Below are 19,463 nucleotides of genomic sequence, written 5' to 3' on the forward strand. Positions count from 1 at the left end.
GGAGCCCCCGGCCGGGGCGAAGCCCCGAATGACACAGCCTATTGTGTGATCCACTTCACAGTTCTAGCCTGAAAGCGCACCCCAGGAGGTTGCGCAATGAGGCCACGTGTCCTGGTCGCGAGTATTGGCAACGTCTTCCTGCACGACGACGGGTTCGGCGTCGAAGTGCTCCGGGAACTGGACCGGGCGGGTCTGCCGCCGTGGGTGCAGATCGCCGACTACGACATCGCGGCGGTCCACCTGGCGTACGACCTGACCGGCGGCTACGACACGACGATCCTGCTCGACGCGACCCCGCACGGCGGGCCACCGGGCACGCTGTCCCTCACCTCGGCGCCGGACACGCACGACCTGCCCGGCGACGCGGTCGTCCGCCTGCTCCGCCTCCTGGGCGGCGACGCGGGCCGGGTGCTGGTCCTGAGCTGCGAACCGGCGTGCGTCGACGGCGGCCTCGGGTTGTCGGCGGCGGTCCGGGCCGCGGTCCCGGCCGCGGTTCGGGTGGTCACCGAGCTGGCGTGGGGCGCGAGCCCGCAGCTGCCGGTCAGGGAGAAGACCGAAGTGTGACCCACTCCGGCAGGTCCGGCGGCTGCCGCAGGGCGTCGAGGACGACGTTCACCCCCGCGCGCAACGGCGTCCCCCGCCGGACCACCGCCGCGATCGTGCGGGTCACCGGGGTGGACAACTCCCGGGTCGCCACGCGGTAGCGGCGGTCCACCGCCAGCCCGGGCAGCAGCGCGATCGACAAACCGGCCTCGACGTGCTGCAGCGTCATCAGGTAGTTGCTGAAGCGGCACACCACGCGCGGCTCGAAGCCCGACTCGCGGCACAGGCGCAGGGTCAGGTTCGCCATGTACGACTGCGGCATGTCCAGCGCCCACGGCGCGTCGGCGTAGGCCGACAGGTCCGCCGGGCCGCGGGGTGCGTCCGGCGGCGTCACCAGCACGATCGGGTCCGTCGCCAGCGGGACGATGTCGAGGTCGGGGCCCAGCGGGAGCTCGACGAAGTCGGTGGTGGTGATGATGACGTCGGCGTCGCCGCCGCGCAGGGCCGGGATGCTCTCGTGCGGCTCCAGCTCCAGCAGCTGGACCTCCAGGTGCGGGTGCGCCAGCCGGGTCACCGCCGGGACGGCCAAGGTGTGGATCGCGCTCTGGAACGCCCCGAGCCGGACCAGGCCGACCGGCTCCTCGCCGAGGCTGCGCAGCTCCGCCTCCACCGTGTCCATGTGGTCGAGGATCACCCGCGCCCGCCGGGCCAGCATCAGCCCGGCCGGGGTGAGCCGGACCCGGCGGCCGGTGCGTTCCAGCAGCTGGGTGCGGGTTTCGGCTTCGAGCACGGCCAGCTGCTGCGACACGCTGGACGCGCTCAGGTTGGCGTCCTGCGCCACCGCGCGGACCGTGCCCAGCGTGTCGAGCCGGCTCAGCAGCCGCAGGCGCCACGGGTTCAGCATGCCGCCATTCTTGTTCGGCAAATCCGAACAAGGAAGCCGGAATCGTGAGATGGACGTGTCGCTCGCCGCGGACTTACCGTCGAAGCCATGGCTGACACCTTCTGGGGTGACGTCGACCGGCACCTCGTGCGTTACGGCGGCGCCTTCACCCGCGAGATCATCGACCACGCCGAGGGCAGTTTCGTCTTCACCGAAGACGGCCGCCGGATCCTGGACTTCACGTCCGGCCAGATGAGCGCGATCCTCGGGCACGCGCACCCGGAGATCGTCGAGACCGTCCGGCGGCAGGTGGGCGAGCTCGACCACCTGTTCAGCGGCATGCTGAGCCGCCCGGTCGTCGACCTGGCGCGGCGGCTGGCCGAGACGCTGCCGGCGCCGCTGGAGAAGGCGCTGCTGCTGACCACCGGCGCCGAGTCGAACGAGGCCGCCGTCCGGATGGCCAAGCTGGTCACCGGCAAGCACGAGATCGTCTCCTTCGCCCGGTCCTGGCACGGCATGACGCAGGCGGCGGCGAGCGCGACGTACAGCGCGGGTCGTCGCGGCTACGGCCCGGCCGCGCCGGGCAACTTCGCCATCCCGGCGCCGAACGCGTACCGGCCGGACTTCACCGACGCTGCCGGTGAGCTGGATTGGCGTCGCCAGCTGGACTTCGGGTTCGAGCTGATCGACGCGCAGTCGGTCGGCAGCCTGGCCGCGTGCCTGGTCGAGCCGATCCTCAGTTCCGGCGGGATCATCGAGCCGCCGCCGGGTTACTTCGCGGCGCTGGCCGAAAAGTGCCGTGAACGCGGGATGCTGCTGATCCTCGACGAAGCCCAGACCGGCTTGTGCCGCACCGGGAACTGGTACGCGTTCGAGCGCGACGGCGTCGTCCCGGACATCCTGACGCTGTCCAAGACGCTCGGCGCCGGGCTGCCGCTGGCCGCGGTGCTGACCAGCGCGGAGATCGAGCAGGAGGCGCACGACCGCGGGTTCCTGTTCTTCACGACGCACGTGTCGGACCCGCTCCCGGCGGCGGTCGGCAACACGGTGCTGGACGTGCTGACCCGCGACCGCCTCGACGCACGGGCCCGCGAACTGGGGTCGGTGCTGCGCCGCGGCCTGGAAGAGATCGCCGGGCGCCACGAGGTCGTCGGCGACATCCGCGGCCGCGGCCTGCTCGCGGGCCTCGAACTCGTGGTGGACCAGGAGACCAAGCAGAGTTCGGACGAGCTCGGCGCGCGAGTCACGCAGCGCTGCCTCGAACTGGGCCTGCACATGAACATCGTGCAGCTGCCGGGGATGGGCGGGGTGTTCCGGATCGCGCCGCCGCTGACGGCGTCCGAAGAGGAAATCTCGCTTGGTCTGTCTATTTTGGACCAAGCGATCGGAGACGCCGTCAAGCTGCTCTGAAAACACGAAGGCCTCCTTGCCGGCCCGGGGAGCCGGCAAGGAGGCCGTTCACGACAGCGTCAGAAGCCCGCTGTCACCTTCGTGAAGTCCCAGTCGTTCTGGGCGATGCCGCTGCACGCCGACTGGACGCCGCCGCCGGGGCAGCCCCGGTCGCGGTTGACCGACCAGAACGCCAGGCGCGCGATCTTGTTCGACTTGGCCCAGTTGGTGATCTGGGTCCAGGTCGACAGGTCGGTCAGCTCCTGCTGGTCGGACAGGCCGTTCATGCCCGAGATGCCGAGGTGGGCGTACGCCGTGGCGTCCGACCACCCGAACGTCGACTTCAGCTTGTCCCGCAGGCCGTTCGCCGCACTGACCGTGCTGTTGTACATGTTCGCGCCGCCGCCGAAGTCGAACGGCATGATCGTGAACACGTCCACGTTCGCGCCCAGCGCCTTCGACTGGTCGATGAGCCGGTTGCCGTAGTAGTTCGGGCCGGTCGTCGACGTGCCGAAGGTCAGGATCGTCTGGATCCCGGGATTGTTCTGCTTGACGATCTTCAGCGCGCCGAGGATGCGGTCCTGCACGGCCTCGTTCTCGAACTCGTCGGAGTTCTCGATGTCGATGTCGATCGCCTTCAGCCCGTAGGCGTTGATGACCTGCTGGTAGGCACCGGCCAGCGCGGCCGGCGTCGAGCAGTTCGGCCCGAGCTTGTTGCCGCTCCAGCCGCCGAAGGACGGGACGACCTGGCCGCCCGCCGCCTTGATCTGCGAGATCGCCGTGGCGTCCGCACTACCCGAGAGCGGACGGCTGCTGTCCCACGCCGGGTTGCAGCCACCGGAGGCGTTGATGAACGCCATGGTGAACCACTTGACGCCGGTCGCGTTCATCACCGTCTGCGGGTTGGGCGGGCTGCCCCAGCCCATGTACAGGTACGGCGCACCGCGGCCACCCGGCGGGGGCGGCGGGGTCGTCGTCGGCGGGGTCGTCGTCGTAGGAGGCGTCGTGGTCGTGGGGGGTGTGCCCCCGGCGGAGCACGAACCCCCGTTCAGCTTGCAGTTCGACGGCGCCACGTACGAACCGGAGTACGCCACGTTGAACCCGAAGCTCGCACTACCGCCGTTGGCGACATTGCCGTTCCACGTGTTCTTCACCGTCACGTGCTGGCCGGACGCGGTGTAGCTGCCGTCCCACAGCGACGAGATCTTCGCCCCGGACGGCAGGTCGAACTCGACGGTCCAGGTGGCGAGCGTCGAGCCCGAGCCGTTGGCGATCGTGTACTTGCCCTCGTACCCGGTGCCCCAGTCGGAGCCCTTCGAGAAGGTCGCGGACACGCCGCCCGCCGCGTTCGCGGGCGCGATCACGAACATCGCACCGATCGTGGCGGCCGCGGCCGCCAGCCCGAGTGCGGGCAACCACCGGCGCCTCATGACAGGCCGTTCTTCATCGCGGTGATGAGCTCGCCGCCCGTGGTGTCACCGGTGAGCTCCCAGAAGAAGGCGCCGCCGAGACCCTGCTGCTTCGCGTAGGACATCTTCCCGCCGATGGTCGCCGGGGTGTCGTAGCTCCACCAGTTGCTGCCGCACTTGGCGTACGCGGTGCCGGCGAACGTGCCGGTCGACGGGCAGGTGTTCTTGAGGACCTTGTAGTCCTCGATGCCCTGCTCGTACGTGCCGGGCGCGGGGCCGGTCGCGGTGCCGCCCGGCGTGCTCTGCGTGACGCCGGTCCAGCCGCGGCCGTAGAACCCGATGCCCAGCAACAGCTTGCTCGACGGGACGCCCTTGCTCTTCAGCTTCTGGATCGCGGCGTCGGAGTAGAAGCCCGGCGTCGGGATGCCGCTGAAGTTCGTGAGCGGCGAGTGCGGAGCCGTCGGGCCCTGTGCCGCCCAGGCACCGAAGTAGTCGTAGGTCATCACGTTGTACCAGTCGACGTACTGCGCGGCGCCGCCGTAGTCGGCGACGTCGAGCTTGCCGCCGCTGCTGCCGTCGGCGGTGATGGCCGAGGTGATCAGGAACGACGAGCCGAACTTGGCCCGCAGCGCGCCCATCAGGTTCTTGTAGGCCGCGGCCCCGCTGGTGTCACAGGACAGGCCGCAGGAGTTGGGGTACTCCCAGTCGATGTCGATGCCGTCCCAGATGTCCGCCCAGCGCGGGTCCTTGAGCAAGTTGTAGCAGGACTGCGCGAAGGCGGCCGCGTTCTGCGACGCCTGGCCGAAGCCGCCCGAGTAGGTCCAGCCGCCGAACGACCAGATCACCTTGAGGCCCGGGTGCAGCTTCTTCAGCTTGCGCAGCTGGTTGAAGTTGCCGGCGACGGGCTGGTCCCAGGTGTCCGCGACGCCGTCGACGCTGCCCGCGGCGTCGTAGGTCTTCTGGTAGTCGGCGTACGGGTCGTCGTTCGCGGTGCACTGCCCGTTCTTGACGTTGCCGAACGCGTAGTTGATGTGCGTCAGCTTGCCGGCCGAGCCCGACGTCTCGATGTTCTTGACGTGGTAGTTGCGCCCGTAGACGCCCCACTGCACGAAGTAGCCGACGTTCTTCAGCCCGCCCGGCGGGGGCGGCGTGGTGGTCGTCGGGGTGGTGGGCGTGGTGGGCGTCGTCGGGGTGGTGGTCGGCTGCGTCGGGGTGGTCGGCGTGGTGGTCGGGGTGCCGCCGCCGGGGTCGCAGGAGCCGCCGTTCAGCTTGCAGTTCGACGGGGCGACGTACGAGCCGGAGTACGCCACGTTGAAGCCGAAGCTGGCGGTGCCTCCGTTGCCGACGTTGCCGTTCCAGGTGTTCTTGACGGTGACGTGCTGGCCGGACGCGGTGTAGCTGCCGTCCCACAGCGACGAGATCTTCGCGCCGGAAGGCAGGTCGAACTCGACCGTCCAGCTCGGCAACGTCGAGCCGGAGCCGTTGGTGATCGTGTACTTGCCCTCGTACCCGGTGCCCCAGTCGGAGCCCTTGGTGAAGGCGGCGCCGACGCCACCGGCGGCGTTGGCCGGCACGGTGACGAGGCCGACCGCGAGCGCGCCGACCGCGGTGAAGAGACCGAGGAGGTGCCATCTCTTTCTGGACATCGCTCTCCCTTGAGCCAGGTGCAGGGACGGCGGAAACCAACACCGCCGGCGGGGACCAGGGCGGTGTTTTGCGCCGTTTGCGCAAACGTTACGTGGTCCAGACCATTGATGGAAGGGTCACCACGGAGCGTGGCCACTGGTCAAGACCACTGCGCGATGACGGCGCCCTGCTGGTCCAGACCGGTTACGCAGCGCACCCGATCCGCACCCGCTCGACGTCAGTCCCGGATCGTCACTCCCTTGGCCGCACTGCGTTCTGGTTCCGGACCACGGTCAGTTCCTGTCCGTCCCGACGGTACCGCACCTTGGCCCACCACAGGCCATCCTCGCGCGGAGCCGCTTCCCACGAGAGGTGGCCGGGGTACCACGCATCGCCGTCCCGCACGAGACACGGCTTGGGCGCCGAAGCCGGAGCGACGTCCGGTGCCCGGCGAGCCAGCCATGCCGGGGTGCAGCAGTATTCACACGGTTCGAGGGTGCCCGGGCGCACGCTCGCCCAGGCGATGGGCACGGCCTCGTGGGTCTCCTGGCCGCGAGCGGCGGCATGGCGCTGACCACGCCGCAGCCAGTCGCAGGCCGGGTCGTTGTGGTAGGCCGAACCCCCGCTGGTGCGGTAGCCGTGCGAACGAACACCAGGAGGCGGCGGCAGGCAATCGGCGCACTGCCCCGGTGGCAGATCGTGTTTGCAGCGGGACTCCACGGAATCACCGTAGAACAACCGATATTTCCGTGGGGCGAAACAGCAAGGAACCCCCTGGCGCAAACCAGGGGGTTCCTTGTACTGCTGTCTCAACCAGACGTGCGCCCGAAGGGATTCGAACCCCTGACCTTCTGATCCGTAGTCAGATGCTCTATCCAGCTGAGCTACGGGCGCGTGTTCAGTTGTAACCTAGCACCCGGCGAACCGGGTACCAGCGGAGGCTCCGGGATTTGAACCCGGGAGGGGGGGTTACCCCCAACCGCATTAGCAGTGCGGCGCCATAGACCAGACTAGGCGAAGCCTCCTGGGCCCAACGACCACTGCTCAGATAGGTTACACACCCCTCGATCACCCCCGAACGGGACCCCCCTTATGCCCGTCGCAGCAGTCTGAGCAGGCGTGGAGAGCGGCCGCCCAGGCCCTCCGCCTCGAACGTTGCGATGCCCACCCGCGGGAGTTCGCGGACCCCCGGGTACACCAGGTACCTGGGCACCCAGCGCGGCTGGAACTTCGCGTTGAAGCGGTACAGCGTCTCGATCTGGATCCAGCGCGAGAAGAAGTGGAGCACCTTCGCCGACATGCGCGCGACCGGGCCCGCGCCGATGCGCTGCCCCTGCTCCATCAGCGCGCGGAACGCCGCGAAGTTCAGGGAGACCTGGGTGACGCCGTGTCGGCTCGCCGCCAGGAGGAGCTCCGAGATCATCAGCTCGTTGACGCCGTTGTCGGCCGTGCGGTCGCGGCGCATGACGTCCAGGGAGAGGCCCGTCTTGCCCCACGGCACGAACTGGAGCACGCCGCGGACGCGGCCGCCCTGCTCGGCCGTCACCAGCACCGACCCCGGGTCGCCCATGCGGCCCAGCGCCATCGAGAAGCCGCGCTCGGTGTCCGTGCCGCGCCAGGTGGCCGCCAGGACCTCCAGCTCGGCCAGCTCACCGGGACGCAGGTCCTCGGCCCGGCGCACCAGCACCTTGTAGCCCGCGCGCTTGGTGCGGGCCGCCGCCTGGCGGACGCCGCGCATGGTGCGGCCGTCCAGGGTGAACCCGGCCGCGTCGACGACCGCTTCGTCGCCGATCTCCAGCACCTCCAGGCCGAACCGGGCCCAGACCGTCGCGCCGAGCTCCGACACGCCCATCGCCGCCGGGACCCAGCCGCCGCGGCGGCAGACCTCCAGGTATTCCTCGATCGCGCCCGGCCAGGCCTCGTGGTCGCCCAGCGGGTCGGCCGAGCAGAGCGCCACCCCGGCGATCACGCGGTACGTCACCGCCGCCTTGCCCGTCTTCGAGAACACCGCGAACTTGTCCCGCCGCAGCGCGAAGTAGCCGAGGGAGTCACGCTCGCCGTGCTCGTCCAGCAGCCGGCGCAGCCGCTCGACCTCCTCGTCGGTCAGGCGCGGCGCCGGCTCGGCCGAGCGCAGCAGGAAGTACGCCGACACCAGGACCGCGGCGAGGCCGAACAGCAGGCCGACGGCGGCGGTGAGGTCCTCCAGCCACATCTGGTGGAACACCGCGGGCCCGCTGGCGGCGACCAGCGCGAGCGCGGACTCGGCGAGCCGGTCGCCGAAGCCCATCGGCTCCAGTGCCGCGCGCGGCGCCACCGACAGCAGGATGACGTTGATCACGAACCCGGCCAGCGCCAGCTGGCCGAACACGCGCGCGGCCCGCCACCGCCCGACCACCGGGTCCGGCTTCGCCACGAAGTAGCGCCGGTTGGCGATCAGGCCCACCAGCAGCAGCACCGACACCAGGCCGGCCGCGAAGACGTGCTTGAGCCCGAGGTGCGACACCGTGAGCAGCACCGTCGCCCCGACCGCCAGCTGCCAGGCCCGGCGTTTGCGCCGCCGGAGCCCCGCGGCCAGCATCACCAGCAGCACGCCCATGACCAGCGCCACGGTCGCCGCCGCGACCGTCGCCTCCTGCGGCAGCTCCAGCCACTCGGCCAGGTGCCCGCGCAGGCTGCGCCGCCCGGCGGGGATCAGGATCGAGCCCAGCGTCATGAGCCCGGCCAGGCGGGTCACCCAGGTGATCACCCCCACGGTGGTGGCCCCCGCCACCTTCCAGGTGATCTGCGCGCGTGTCCCCGTCACCACCCGTACAACCCGTGGTGGATGATCATGCTTCCCCCCATCTACCCCCCGGCGAGCTCCACGAACGGCGCCAAGGCCGCCGGGTTGGCCAGCGCGTCCCGGCTGACGGCCCGGTCCGGAGCCACTCCGGCGAGGATCTTCTTCACCGGTACCTCACACTTCTTACCGTTCAAGGTACGAGGAATCTCGGAAACCACGACGAACCGATCGGGTACATGGCGCGGTGACAGCGCGCTACGAAGCTCCTTCCGCAGGCGCGGTTCGACGTCTTCGAGCGCGACGCCGCCGGCCAGCACCACGAAACAGATCAGCTGACCATCTTCGTTCCCGGCCGCCGAGGTGTCCACGACCAGGGAATCCGCGATCTCGTCGTAGCCCTCGACGACCCGGTAGAACTCCGCCGTGCCCATCCGGACGCCGCCGCGGTTGAGCGTCGAGTCGCTGCGGCCGTAGATCACCGCCGAGCCGCGGTTCGTGACGCGGATCCAGTCCCCGTGGCGCCACAGCCCCGGGTACATCTCGAAGTACGCCTCGCGCAGGCGCGAACCGTCGGGGTCGTTCCAGAAGAACACCGGCATCGACGGCATCGGCTTGGTGATGACCAGCTCGCCGACCTCCTCGACGACGGCCTTGCCTGCCTCGTCGAAGGCGTTGACCGCGGCACCGAGCGCCGGGCACGACAGCTCGCCGAGCCACACCGGCACGTCGGGTGCCGACGCGACGAACGCCGCGCACAGGTCGGTGCCGCCGGAGACCGAGCAGATCTGGACGTTCTTCCCGACCTCGTTCACGATCCACCGGAAGCCTTCGACGCTCAGCGGCGCGCCGGTGGAGCCCAGCGCGCGCAGCCCGGTCAGGTCGTAGCGCTCGGCAGGTTTGACGCCGGCCTTGAGGCAGCTCTGGATGAACGGCGCCGACGTGCCGAAGTAGGTGACGCGGTGCTGCTCGGCCAGGTGCCACAGCGCGTTCAGGTCCGGGAAGCCCGGGCTGCCGTCGTAGAGCACGATCGTGGTGCCGACCAGCAGGCCGGAGATGAGGAAGTTCCACATCATCCAGCCGGTGGTGCTGAACCAGAAGAACCGGTCGCCGGGCCCGAGGTCGGTCTGCAGCGCGAGGGCCTTGAGGTGCTCGAGGGTGATGCCGCCGTGGCCGTGCACGATGCCCTTCGGCAGGCCGGTGGTGCCCGACGAATAGAGCACCCACAGCGGGTGCGCGAACTCGACCGGCTCGAACAGCAGCGGCGCGCCCTCGTGCTTCGCGAGCAGCTCGTCCCAGTCGAGAGCGCCGTCCATGCGGCCTTCGCCGACGTACTCGACGAGCACGGTCGCGGCCAGCGACGGCAGCTTCGCCTGGAGGTCGGCGATCGTCGTCCGGATGTCGAACTGACGGCCGTTGTAGGCGTAGGCGTTGACCGCGAACAGCACCTTCGGCTCGATCTGGACGAACCGGTCCGCGACCGCGCGGACGCCGAAGTCCGGCGAGCACGACGACCAGATCGCCCCGATGCTCGCCGCGGCGAGGAACGCGACCAGCGTCTGCGGGCAGTTCGGCGCCAGCGCGACGACCCGGTCGCCCTTGCCGACGCCGAGTTCGAGCAGCGCGGCCCGGGCGGCGGCGACCTGCGCGCGAAGCCGGCCGTACGTCAGGTGGCTCGCGAAACCGTCCTCGCGGTGGAAGATCACCGCCGTCTCGTCGTCGGCCTTCGCCGCGCCCGCGACGCCGGGGGTCAGCGCGTGCTCGGCGTAGTTCAGCGTGCCGCCCTCGAACCAGACGGCGTCCGGCATCTCGCCGGAGAGCACCTCACCGGGCTGGTCGTGCCAGCGGACGCCGAGGAAGTCCGCGACCGCCACCCAGAAGTCCGGGCCGCGCTCGACGGAGAACTCCCACAGCGCGCGGTAGTCGTCCACCTCGACGCCGCGCTCGGCGCGCAGCCACCGGCGGAAGGCTTCGATCTTGGTGTCGGCAACGTGGCCCGGCGCAGGGCGCCAGAGCACTTCGGGGGCGTCGGCGGTGTGCGTCACGCTCCGAGCCTAATCGTTCGGGACCGGAAGTCACCGTGGTCGAAACCGACATGGAACCCGGGCCGGCGGTGGTGCCCGCCGACACCTGCACAGCGCCTCGAGCGAGGGTGGTGGCGGGGGCATGGACGGACTACCGCAGGTGGGCGTCGAACCAGTTGAGCGTGCGCTGCCAGGCCTCCGCGGCGGCACCCGGATCGGCGTCGAAGCGGTGGTTCGCGCCCGGGTAGTGGACGACGTTCGTGGCGACCTTCGCCGACGCGGCGGCGTCGCGCAGGCGCTCGACGTCGGCACCGCCCGCCTCGTCGCCGGCGTCCCCGTACATGCCGAGCCACGGGCTGGTGAGCCGCCCGGCGATCTCGACCAGCGCGGGCAGTTCGGCGGCCCGCTGCCCGCCGACGCTGACCGCGGCACCGAGCCTGCGGTGCGAGGCGACGACGAGGGCCGCGGTGCCGCCGAGGTCGAAGCCCATCACGCCGAGCAGGTCGGCCTGGACGCCGCGCTCGACCAGCCAGGCGAGGGTGAGGTCGGTCGCGTCGAGCAGGTCCTGCTGCGTGAGGCGGTCGTTCTCGAGGTGCGGGGTGACCGTCAGCCAGCCCTCGGTGGCCAGGCTGGCGAGCAGCAGCCGGACCCCGTCGGTGACGCCGTCGGCCTCGTGGAGCACCACCAAGCCGCCGCGCAGCGCGCCCTCGGGTTCCGAAAAGGTCAGGCGCAGGGTGCCGCCGTCGGTGCGCGGGTAGTCCACGGTGGAGGTCGACGTCATTGCCTCACCCAACCACCTGGAGGTGAACGGGAGGAAGCCCCGGCCCCTCGAAGGCGGTCGCGGGGCGGCGGGCGGAAAAGATACGGTGAGCGGGTCGTCCCGTCGAATTCCAGGAGCGCCGAAGATGCCGTCCGTGTCCCCGCGTGCCGATCTCGAATCGTTGCCGAAATACGTCCCCGGCCGGACGATCGAAGGCGCGATCAAGCTGGCGAGCAACGAGGTGCCCGGCGGTGCGCTGCCGAGCGTCGCGCAGGCGATCGCCGAGGCCGCGGCGGGGATCAACCGCTACCCGGACACCGGCTCGCAGGCGCTGCGCGAGCGGCTGGCGCGCGAGCTGGACGTGCCGGTGGAGCGCGTCGCGATCGGCTGCGGCTCGGTCTCGCTGTGCCAGCAGACGATCCAGGCGGTGTGCGCGCCGGGCGACGAGGTCATCTTCGGCTGGCGGTCCTTCGAGGCGTACCCGATCGTCACGCAGGTCGCGAACGCCGTCGCGGTGAAGGTGCCGATCACCGAGGGCCAGGAGCTCGACCTGGACGCGATGCTCGCGGCGATCACCGACCGGACGCGCGTGGTCTTCGTCTGCAACCCGAACAACCCGACCGGCACGGCGGTGCGCCGCGCGGAGCTCGAGCGGTTCATGGCCGCGGTGCCCGAGCACGTGCTGATCGTGCTGGACGAGGCGTACAAGGAGTTCGTCACCGACCCCGAGGTGCCCGACGGCGTCGAGTACACGCACAGCCGGTCGAACGTCATGGTGCTGCGCACGTTCTCGAAGGCGTACGGCCTGGCGGGCCTTCGCGTGGGTTACGCGGTGGCCCCCGAGCCGATCGCGGACGCGCTTCGCCAGGTGTACGTGGCTTTCTCGGTGAACATGCTGGCCCAGGTGGCCGCGCTGGCGTCCCTCGACGCGGCCGACGAGCTCCTGGCGCGCTGCCAGGAGATCGTCGTCGAGCGCGGCCGGGTGCGGGAGGCGCTGCTGGAGGCGGGCTACCGGGTGCCGGAGACGCAGGCGAACTTCGTCTGGCTGCCGCTGGGTGACCAGGCGGTGCCGTTCGCCGAGCACGCGCTGGACCGCAAGCTGGTGGTCCGCCCCTTCGCCGGCGACGGCGTCCGCGTGACCATCGGGACCCGCGAGGAGAACGACCTGTTCCTGGCCGCGGCGCGCGAATTCACTTCGCGAACTGCTTGACCACCAGCTGGATGACGGCGGCGACGCCGATCACCACGATCACGCCGCGCAGTACCGCCGGCGGCAGCTTCCGGCCGATCTTCGCGCCGAGGAAGCCGCCGGCGGTCGAGCCGACGGCCAGCCACAGCACGACGGCCCAGCTGACCGGCGCGACGAACGCGTAGATGACCCCGGCGACGAGGTTGACGACGGCGGCGAGCACGTTCTTGACGCCGTTGAGCTTCTGCAGCGGCTCGGACAGCAGCATCCCCATCACGGCCATCAGCATCACGCCCTGCGCGGCGGTGAAGTACCCGCCGTAGATGCCGATGAGGAAGATGAAGAACATCAGCAGCGGCCCGGGTTTGTGCTCGGTCCCGTTCTGCTCGCGCCGCTCGGCGACCCACTTCGACACCTTCGGCTGGATGATCACGAGGATCACGGCCAGCCCGACGAGCACCGGGACGACGGCTTCGAAGGCGTCCTTCGGCAGCGAGAGCAGCAGGATGGTGCCGCCGATGGCGCCGAGGAAGGACGCGACGGCGAACTTGGCGGTCTGCGGCCAGTAGCCCCTGAGCTCGTGCCGGTACCCCCAGGCGCCGCTGAGCGTGCCGGGCGCGAGGCCGATGGCGTTCGAGGTGGTGGCGGTCACGGGCGGATAGCCGAGTGCGACGAGCACCGGGAAGGTGACGAGCGTCCCGGAGCCGACGACGGCGTTGATCGTCCCCGCCCAGACCCCCGCGACCACGACGATCAGGGCGTGCCACCACGTCATGAAGCAATCACGTGCGGAGCCTAAGCATCGTGGGCCACTCCCGCGCGGCAGATGTGTCAGGTCAGACAGTCACGCACCTCCTTCCGGGACGTGCGCCGGCACGACGTCGGACACCACGCGCCAGCCGAGCGCGGTGTACAGCCCGCGCCCGGCCTCCGAAGCCAGCAGGACGCCCGAGCTCGCGGCCGCCGCCTCGCCCAGCCGGTGCATCACCACCCGGCCGAGGCCGCGGCGGCGGTGCTCCGGTTCCGTCTCGATCTTGTCGAACACCGCGACACCGGCAGCCACCGCGACCTGACCGCGGGCCGCCGGGACGTCATCGCACGACACGACCACCTCCCGAACCGGTCCCTCGCCCGACACCGCGACCGAGTACGGCCGTGGGACCGCCACCGGCGGCATCGGCCCCTCGATCGCCATCAGGTACTCCGTCTCCCCCGCCCGCCACGCGGCGGTCAGGCCGGCCAGGACCGCCGAACGCGAGCCGCACGTCTTCAACCACGTGCCCGGTGCGGCCGCCTCTCGAGCCCGGGCGGAAACCGCCGCCGGTGAGCGCAGGAGGTAGCGCACCCGGTGCCCCGGCAGGCCGACGTCGACGCGGTAGCCGTCGGCCTCGGTGACCGGTGCCGGTGTGGCCCGCGACACCGCCCAGCCGCGGACCCAGGCCTCCAAGATGTCCATGCCGGTGATCATGGCAGCCACCCCCGACAATTCCGTGAGCTGAGAGGATGAGCCCGTGGACACCGAGCAGGTCTGGAGCGCGACCGTCGACCGGCTGCGGGCGCGGATCGACTCCGGCGACCTGCCGCCCGGCTCGCGGCTGCCCGCCGAACGCGTCCTCTGCGAAGAGCTCGGGATCAGCCGGGGTTCGCTGCGGCAGGCCCTGCGCGTCCTCGCCTCGATCGGGTACGTCCAGATCCGCGCCGGCTCCGGCACCTACGTCCGCGAGCAGCAGGAACAGCCCCTGCGGACCTGGTTCACCGAGCACGACCAGCTCGTCGAGAAGCTCTTCGACCTCCGGGCGACGGTCGAGCCCACCCTCGCCGAACGGCTGGCCCGGCACGCCACCCCGAAGACCGTCAGCCGGCTCGAGGACAACGTCGCCGAGATGGCGCAGGCGGCCGAAGCCGGCGACATGCTGCACGTCATCGCCGCCGATGCCGAGTTCCACCGGGTGATCGCGCAGAACGCGGGCAACGACGACGTCGCCGGGCTGCTGCGGTCCGTGCTCGCCCTGGTCGGCGAGGAACGCCGGGCGGCGCTGCGGCTGCCCGGGCAGATCCGCAAGGCCGTCGCCGACCACCGCGCCATCCTCGACGCCATCCGCCGGTCCGATCCCGCCGCCGCCCGGGAGCTGACCCTCAAGCACCTGGTGGACGCCAAGACGTACGCGCACGACTACGCCGCCCGCCCCGAAACGCGCTAGACTTTTCACAACGTTGTGAAACTTCTGGGGGTCGTGATGGAGAAGGTCCACTTCACCGAAGAAAAAGCCACCAACCTGGCCACGCTCTACGGCCGCGCGCTCGACTACCGCAGTGCCCACCCGATCCTCGGCGACAAGGCGGCCGACGACGCCGTCCGCCGGATCGACTACGACTTCACCAAGATCGGCATCTCCCCGGACCGCGCGGTGTCGGTCGTCCTGCGGGCGAAACCGATCGACGACTGGGCCGCGGAGTACCTTCGCGCCCACCCGGACGCGATCGTGCTGCACCTGGGCTGCGGCATGGACACGCGGTTCCAGCGCCTCGCGCCGCCGGAAACCGTGCACTGGTACGACGTCGACTACCCCGAAGTCATCGAACTGCGCGAGAAGATCTACGACCGGGCACCGAACCAGTCGCACATCGCCTCGTCGGTGACCGAGTTCGAGTGGCTCGACCAGGTGCCCTCGGACCGGCCGACGCTGATCGTCGCCGAAGGCCTCACGATGTACCTGAAGCCCGAGACCGGCACCGAACTGTTCCGCAGGCTGGCCGCCGAGTTCCCGTCCGGCGAGCTGATCTGCGACCTCTTCAACCGGACCGCCATCAGGATCCAGAAGCTCAACGCGCCGGTGCGCAAGGCGGGCGCGACGCTGTACTGGGGTGTCGACGACCCGCGCGAGCTCGAGCGCTGCGGCCTCACGCTGGAGTCCTCATTGGACGCCGCACACTGGGCGACCCCGGAGGTGCTGGCCAGGATGGGCCCGATCACCCGGTTCCAGCTGCGGATGCTGAAGGTCTTCCCGCCACTGGCCCGTACCGCGCACATCGTGCGGTACCGCTTCTAACGCGACTCCAGCACCCGCGCCACGAACTTGTGCAGCTTTTCCTCCAGCCGCGCGATGCGCTCCTCGAGCGAGAGCGTCTCGAACGGCTGGGGGACGTCGGACTTCAGCTCACCCCGGACGTACTGGCAGCAGCCGAGGTTCCCGCAGGCGTAGATGCCCAGCGTGTTGCCGTCGCGGCCGGACTTCCCGGCGCGCTTGCCGGAGAACAGCGTGATGTCGGCGAGCCCGTGGGTCGTCGTGCAGAAGCCGCAGATGTTGCTGCGCAGGCGTGACTTCGGGGGCGGCGCGGCACGCAGGGCGAGCCCGACGACTTCGCCGCCGTAGGGCAGCACGAGGTAGGCGCGCGCCGGCGCCTTCGGGTCGCGCCAGCCGAGGAACTCCCGCCGCTCCCAGGGGATTTCCGAAGGCTGGGCGGGCAGCGTCACCCCCTTGGCTTCGCCGCGCGTGCAGTTGACGAACGAGGCCCGGATCTCGTCCTGGCCGAGTGGCTCCATGCTCCGCACGGTAACCACCGGGCACGGGCGGTGGCCACGCATTTTCGGCCGTACGATCGACGCCGTGCGCAAGATCGCCGTGAAGAACGTCCGCGTGGTGTTGCGCACCAGCCTGGGCTTCGCCGGGCTCGGCATCGGCTCGAGCGTCGCCGGTTCCGGCGTGGTCGCCCTGCTGCTCGTGCTGCAGGGCCTGCCCAAGGACGTCGGCGACCGCGGCTGGGTGCTCGGCCTGACCGCGGCCGGCATCGTCGCCGCGGCGCTGCTCGCCGGCACGCTGTGGACGGCGTGGCTGCAGCGCCGCACCGCGATCTGGTTCGTGCTCGGCCGCCCGCCGTCGGAGAGCGAGGCGCGCCGCGCGCTGCGGCTGCCGGTGGACATGGCGGTGGTCAGCGGCACGCTCTGGCTGATCGGCACCGTGATCCTCACCGTGCTCGCCGGCGCGCTCGGCTCGGCCGACGACGCCGTCGGCACGGCCACGGTGATCGGGCTCGGCGGGCTCACCACCGTCGGCCTCACCTACCTGGCGGCCGAATGGGTGGCGCGGCCGGTGATGACCATCGCGCTGGACGTCCTGCCGCCGCGCGGCTCGCTCCCGGTCACCGTGCTCACCCGGCTGGTCGTCACCTGGGCGCTGGCCAGCGGCGTCCCGTTCGTCGGCGTGCTGCTCATGGCCACGCCGCCGGAGCTGGGCTCGGGCGACCACACGGCGAGCCTGATCATGCTGTCCGTGCTCGGCCTCGGCGTCGGCGCGATCGGCACCGCACTGCTGGCCAGGGCGGTCGCGGCACCCCTGCACCGGCTGCGGGTGGCGCTCGACGAGATCGCGCGCGGCAACAACGACGTCGCCGTGGACGTCGACGACGCCAGCGAGATCGGCAGGCTCCAGACGTCGGTGAACCAGCTCGCCTCCGGCCTGCGCGAACAGGCGCGGATGCGGGACCTGTTCGGCAGGCACGTCGGCGCCGAGGTCGCCCGGCACGCCCTCGAGTACGGCGCTTCCCTCTCCGGCGACGTCCGCGAGGTCACGGCGTTGTTCGTCGACGTCGTCGACTCGACCGCGCTGGCCTACCGCACCCCGCCGGAGGACCTGGTGGGGAAGCTGAACCGGCTGTTCGCCGCGGTCGTCTCCGCGGTGAACGCCCGCGGCGGCCTGGTCAACAAGTTCCAGGGCGACGCCGCGCTCTGCATCTTCGGCGCCCCGACCCGGCTCGCGGACGCCCCGACGGCCGCGCTGGCCGCGGCCCGCGCGATCCGGGACGCGGTGCGCGAGGCCGGCGAGCTCGACCTCGGCATCGGCGTCTCCAGCGGCCCGGTGTTCGCCGGCCAGCTCGGCACCAGCAGCCGGCTCGAATACACCGTGATCGGCGACGCGGTCAACGAGGCCGCGCGGCTCACCGAGCTCGCCAAGGCCGTCCCGTCACGGGTCCTCGCCAGCGACGCCGTCGTCTCCGCGGCGCTGCCGGGCGAAGCCGCGCACTGGGAGAAGCACGGCGAGCTGGAGCTGCGTGGCCGCCAGGAGGCGACCCCGACCTGGACGGCGGCCCCTCAGGCGAGCTGATCCAGATCCGGCCAGGTCAGCACCGTCGAACCCCAGGTGAGGCCGGCGCCGAACGCGCTGAGCAGCACGCGGTGGCCGGGCGCGAGGGTGCCGTCGGCACGGGCGTCGGCCAGTGCGAGCGGGATGGACGCGGCGCTGGTGTTGCCGACCCGGTCGATGTTGGCGACCACGGCGTCGGCGGGCATGCCGAGCTGCTTCGCCGTCGCCTGGAGGATCCGGATGTTCGCCTGGTGCCCGACGAAGCGGTCGACGTCGCCGACCATCCAGCCCGCGCGGTCCAGGACCGTCCGGGACGACTCCGCCATCCGCGCGCAGGCGTGCCGGAACACGGCCGTGCCCTGCATGGCGAGGAAGCGGTCGCTCGGCTGGTCCGACAGCCGCCGCCGGGCGCCACCGGCCTCGACCCACAGCAGCTCGGCGTGCTCGCCCTCGCTGTGCAGGTCGAACGGGCCGAACGCGCCCGGCTCGCCGGCGTCACCCGCGCGGAGGAGCACCGCGCCGGCGCCGTCGCCGAAGATCGGCACGGTGGTGCGGTCGCCGGGGTCGACGAGCGTGGTGAAGGTGTCCGCGCCGATCACGAGCACGCGCTCGGCCAGCCCGCCCGCGATGAACCCGGCCGCGGTGGCCAGTGCGTAGACGAAGCCGCTGCAGACGGCGTTGACGTCGAACGCCGCGGCCGTGCCGAGCCCGAGCCGGGCGGCGACCTGCGGCGCGCTGGCCGGGCAGGGCTGGTCGGGGGTGGAGGTGGCGAGGACGACGGCGTCGGCCGTGCCGCCCGCGAGCGCTTCGCGGCCGGCCCCGACCGCGAGGTCCACAGTGGACTCGTCCGGGCCCGCGACGCGGCGCTCGCGGATCCCGGTGCGGGTCCGGATCCACTCGTCCGAGGTGTCGAGCCGGGCCGCGATCTCGTGGTTGTCCAGGACTTTCGTCGGCAACCACGAACCGAGACCGGTCAGCACGGCGGCAGGTGCGGGCACTGGAAAGCCTCCCCACGCCGGCGGGTTGGCGGAGCGACCGGCTGGTCTTCCACTTCTATGGGCTACCCCCTGGTAGACCGGTCAGTTGTGTTCCACCTCACGCAAAAAGTTGTTTCATCTTCGCCTCGAACGGAGTAGTGAGCGACGTCACCCGAAAGTGATCACCGGCGGATTGTCGGGGTTGCCGGTTAGCCTGCTGAAGTGCGGACACCTGACCTCGACCAGCTCGACATCGCCATCCTCGCCTGCCTCCAGTCGGACGCTCGCACGATCGCCGAAACCATCGGCGCGAAGGTCGGCCTCTCGGCCGCGGCGGTGCAGCGGCGGATCAAGCGGCTGCGCGAGGCGGGCGTCATCGAGCGCGAGGTGGCGGTGCTGTCGCCGGAGGCGCTCGGCCTGGGCATGACGTTCGTGGTGACGGTCGAGATGGAGCGGGAGAACCTCGCGGTCTTCGAAGGCTTCCGGCGCCAGGTCCTCGCCGAAGACGCCGTGCAGCAGTGCTACTACGTCACCGGCACGGCGGACTACGTGCTGATCGTGACGTCCTCGGACATGGCGGCCTTCGAGGCGTTCACCCGGCGGATGTTCTTCGACAACCCGGACGTCCGGCACTTCACCACGAGCGTGGCGATGGACCGCGTGAAAGTGGGGCTCACCCTGCCGCTCGACCCGTAAGCTGGTCCGCCGGGGGGGTGTCCCTATGTGGTTGTCAAGCCGCTGCGGGGGCTGGGGTGGGTTCGGGGTGTCGGTAGTGGGTGCCGTTGCGGAGCATCGCGTAGAGG

At 71.0% G+C, this 19,463-nt stretch carries 17 protein-coding genes and 2 tRNA genes; 7 read left to right on the forward strand and 12 right to left on the reverse strand.

What is annotated here, in order from left to right:
• Positions 1 to 96: 96 nt before the first annotated feature.
• A complete protein-coding gene (locus ACWED2_RS42060; protein WP_449696089.1) occupies positions 97 to 564 on the forward strand; it encodes a hydrogenase maturation protease in 468 nt (155 codons plus the stop codon).
• Here the strand turns inward: ACWED2_RS42060 and ACWED2_RS42065 are convergent.
• Positions 542 to 1,447, reverse strand: coding sequence for a LysR family transcriptional regulator (locus ACWED2_RS42065; RefSeq protein ID WP_449696090.1), 906 nt, complete (start codon positions 1,445 to 1,447; stop codon positions 542 to 544). The genes ACWED2_RS42060 and ACWED2_RS42065 overlap by 23 nt on opposite strands.
• An 87-nt stretch (positions 1,448 to 1,534) precedes the next feature.
• Between ACWED2_RS42065 and ACWED2_RS42070 the strand changes: the two genes are divergently transcribed.
• Complete coding sequence (locus tag ACWED2_RS42070; protein WP_449696091.1) at positions 1,535 to 2,836, forward strand: aspartate aminotransferase family protein; 1,302 nt, start codon at positions 1,535 to 1,537, stop codon at positions 2,834 to 2,836.
• A 59-nt stretch (positions 2,837 to 2,895) separates the two neighbouring features.
• On the opposite strand, the gene ACWED2_RS42075 is transcribed toward ACWED2_RS42070, so the two are convergent.
• From ACWED2_RS42075 to ACWED2_RS42105, 7 genes are all read right to left on the reverse strand, one after another.
• Positions 2,896 to 4,245 (reverse strand): cellulose binding domain-containing protein, encoded by a 1,350-nt coding sequence (locus ACWED2_RS42075; RefSeq protein WP_449696092.1) that lies wholly within the window; start codon positions 4,243 to 4,245, stop codon positions 2,896 to 2,898.
• On the reverse strand, positions 4,242 to 5,870 hold the full coding sequence (locus ACWED2_RS42080) for a glycosyl hydrolase family 18 protein (protein ID WP_449696093.1): 1,629 nt from the start codon (positions 5,868 to 5,870) through the stop codon (positions 4,242 to 4,244). Before ACWED2_RS42080 ends, ACWED2_RS42075 begins: the two co-directional genes overlap by 4 nt.
• A gap of 800 nt (positions 5,871 to 6,670) precedes the next feature.
• Positions 6,671 to 6,744: transfer RNA gene (locus ACWED2_RS42085), tRNA-Arg, on the reverse strand.
• Positions 6,745 to 6,785: 41 nt separating this feature from the next.
• Positions 6,786 to 6,875 (reverse strand) — tRNA-Ser (locus ACWED2_RS42090).
• Between the two features lie 65 nt (positions 6,876 to 6,940).
• On the reverse strand, positions 6,941 to 8,656 hold the full coding sequence (locus tag ACWED2_RS42095; RefSeq protein WP_449696094.1) for a phosphatidylglycerol lysyltransferase domain-containing protein: 1,716 nt from the start codon (positions 8,654 to 8,656) through the stop codon (positions 6,941 to 6,943).
• Positions 8,657 to 8,694: 38 nt separating this feature from the next.
• On the reverse strand, positions 8,695 to 10,674 hold the full coding sequence (locus tag ACWED2_RS42100) for an acetoacetate--CoA ligase (protein WP_449696095.1): 1,980 nt from the start codon (positions 10,672 to 10,674) through the stop codon (positions 8,695 to 8,697).
• 130 nt (positions 10,675 to 10,804) lie between these two features.
• The gene (locus tag ACWED2_RS42105; RefSeq protein ID WP_449696096.1) at positions 10,805 to 11,434 is read right to left on the reverse strand and encodes a dienelactone hydrolase family protein; all 630 of its coding nucleotides are present in this window, start codon (positions 11,432 to 11,434) and stop codon (positions 10,805 to 10,807) included.
• 124 nt (positions 11,435 to 11,558) lie between these two features.
• Here ACWED2_RS42105 and hisC point away from each other — a divergent pair, with 124 nt between their 5' ends.
• Entirely contained in the window at positions 11,559 to 12,623 is a 1,065-nt protein-coding gene (gene hisC, locus ACWED2_RS42110; RefSeq protein WP_449696097.1) for a histidinol-phosphate transaminase, read from the forward strand.
• Here hisC and ACWED2_RS42115 read toward each other — a convergent pair.
• Together ACWED2_RS42115 and ACWED2_RS42120 are read right to left on the reverse strand one after the other, a co-directional pair.
• Positions 12,604 to 13,377: a sulfite exporter TauE/SafE family protein gene (locus ACWED2_RS42115; protein ID WP_449696098.1), complete on the reverse strand. Its 774-nt coding sequence runs from the start codon at positions 13,375 to 13,377 to the stop codon at positions 12,604 to 12,606. The two genes, hisC and ACWED2_RS42115, sit on opposite strands and share 20 nt — an antisense overlap.
• Before the next feature lie 69 nt (positions 13,378 to 13,446).
• A complete protein-coding gene (locus ACWED2_RS42120; protein WP_449696099.1) occupies positions 13,447 to 14,070 on the reverse strand; it encodes a GNAT family N-acetyltransferase in 624 nt (207 codons plus the stop codon).
• Between the two features lie 43 nt (positions 14,071 to 14,113).
• On the opposite strand from ACWED2_RS42120, the gene ACWED2_RS42125 reads away from it, so the two are divergent.
• Complete coding sequence (locus ACWED2_RS42125; protein ID WP_449696100.1) at positions 14,114 to 14,803, forward strand: FadR/GntR family transcriptional regulator; 690 nt, start codon at positions 14,114 to 14,116, stop codon at positions 14,801 to 14,803.
• Between the two features lie 15 nt (positions 14,804 to 14,818).
• Positions 14,819 to 15,652, forward strand: a complete 834-nt coding sequence (locus ACWED2_RS42130) for a class I SAM-dependent methyltransferase (protein ID WP_449696101.1) — start codon at positions 14,819 to 14,821, stop codon at positions 15,650 to 15,652.
• On the opposite strand, the gene ACWED2_RS42135 is transcribed toward ACWED2_RS42130, so the two are convergent.
• Complete coding sequence (locus ACWED2_RS42135) at positions 15,649 to 16,146, reverse strand: FBP domain-containing protein (RefSeq protein ID WP_449696102.1); 498 nt, start codon at positions 16,144 to 16,146, stop codon at positions 15,649 to 15,651. The genes ACWED2_RS42130 and ACWED2_RS42135 overlap by 4 nt on opposite strands.
• 64 nt (positions 16,147 to 16,210) lie before the next feature.
• On the opposite strand from ACWED2_RS42135, the gene ACWED2_RS42140 reads away from it, so the two are divergent.
• Positions 16,211 to 17,704, forward strand: a complete 1,494-nt coding sequence (locus ACWED2_RS42140) for an adenylate/guanylate cyclase domain-containing protein (protein WP_449696103.1) — start codon at positions 16,211 to 16,213, stop codon at positions 17,702 to 17,704.
• Here ACWED2_RS42140 and ACWED2_RS42145 read toward each other — a convergent pair.
• The gene (locus tag ACWED2_RS42145) at positions 17,692 to 18,681 is read right to left on the reverse strand and encodes a beta-ketoacyl-ACP synthase III (RefSeq protein ID WP_449696104.1); all 990 of its coding nucleotides are present in this window, start codon (positions 18,679 to 18,681) and stop codon (positions 17,692 to 17,694) included. The two genes, ACWED2_RS42140 and ACWED2_RS42145, sit on opposite strands and share 13 nt — an antisense overlap.
• 201 nt (positions 18,682 to 18,882) lie before the next feature.
• Here ACWED2_RS42145 and ACWED2_RS42150 point away from each other — a divergent pair, with 201 nt between their 5' ends.
• A complete protein-coding gene (locus ACWED2_RS42150) occupies positions 18,883 to 19,356 on the forward strand; it encodes an Lrp/AsnC family transcriptional regulator (RefSeq protein WP_449696105.1) in 474 nt (157 codons plus the stop codon).
• Positions 19,357 to 19,463: the final 107 nt, after the last annotated feature.

This window comes from Amycolatopsis sp. NPDC005003, assembly GCF_053600695.1.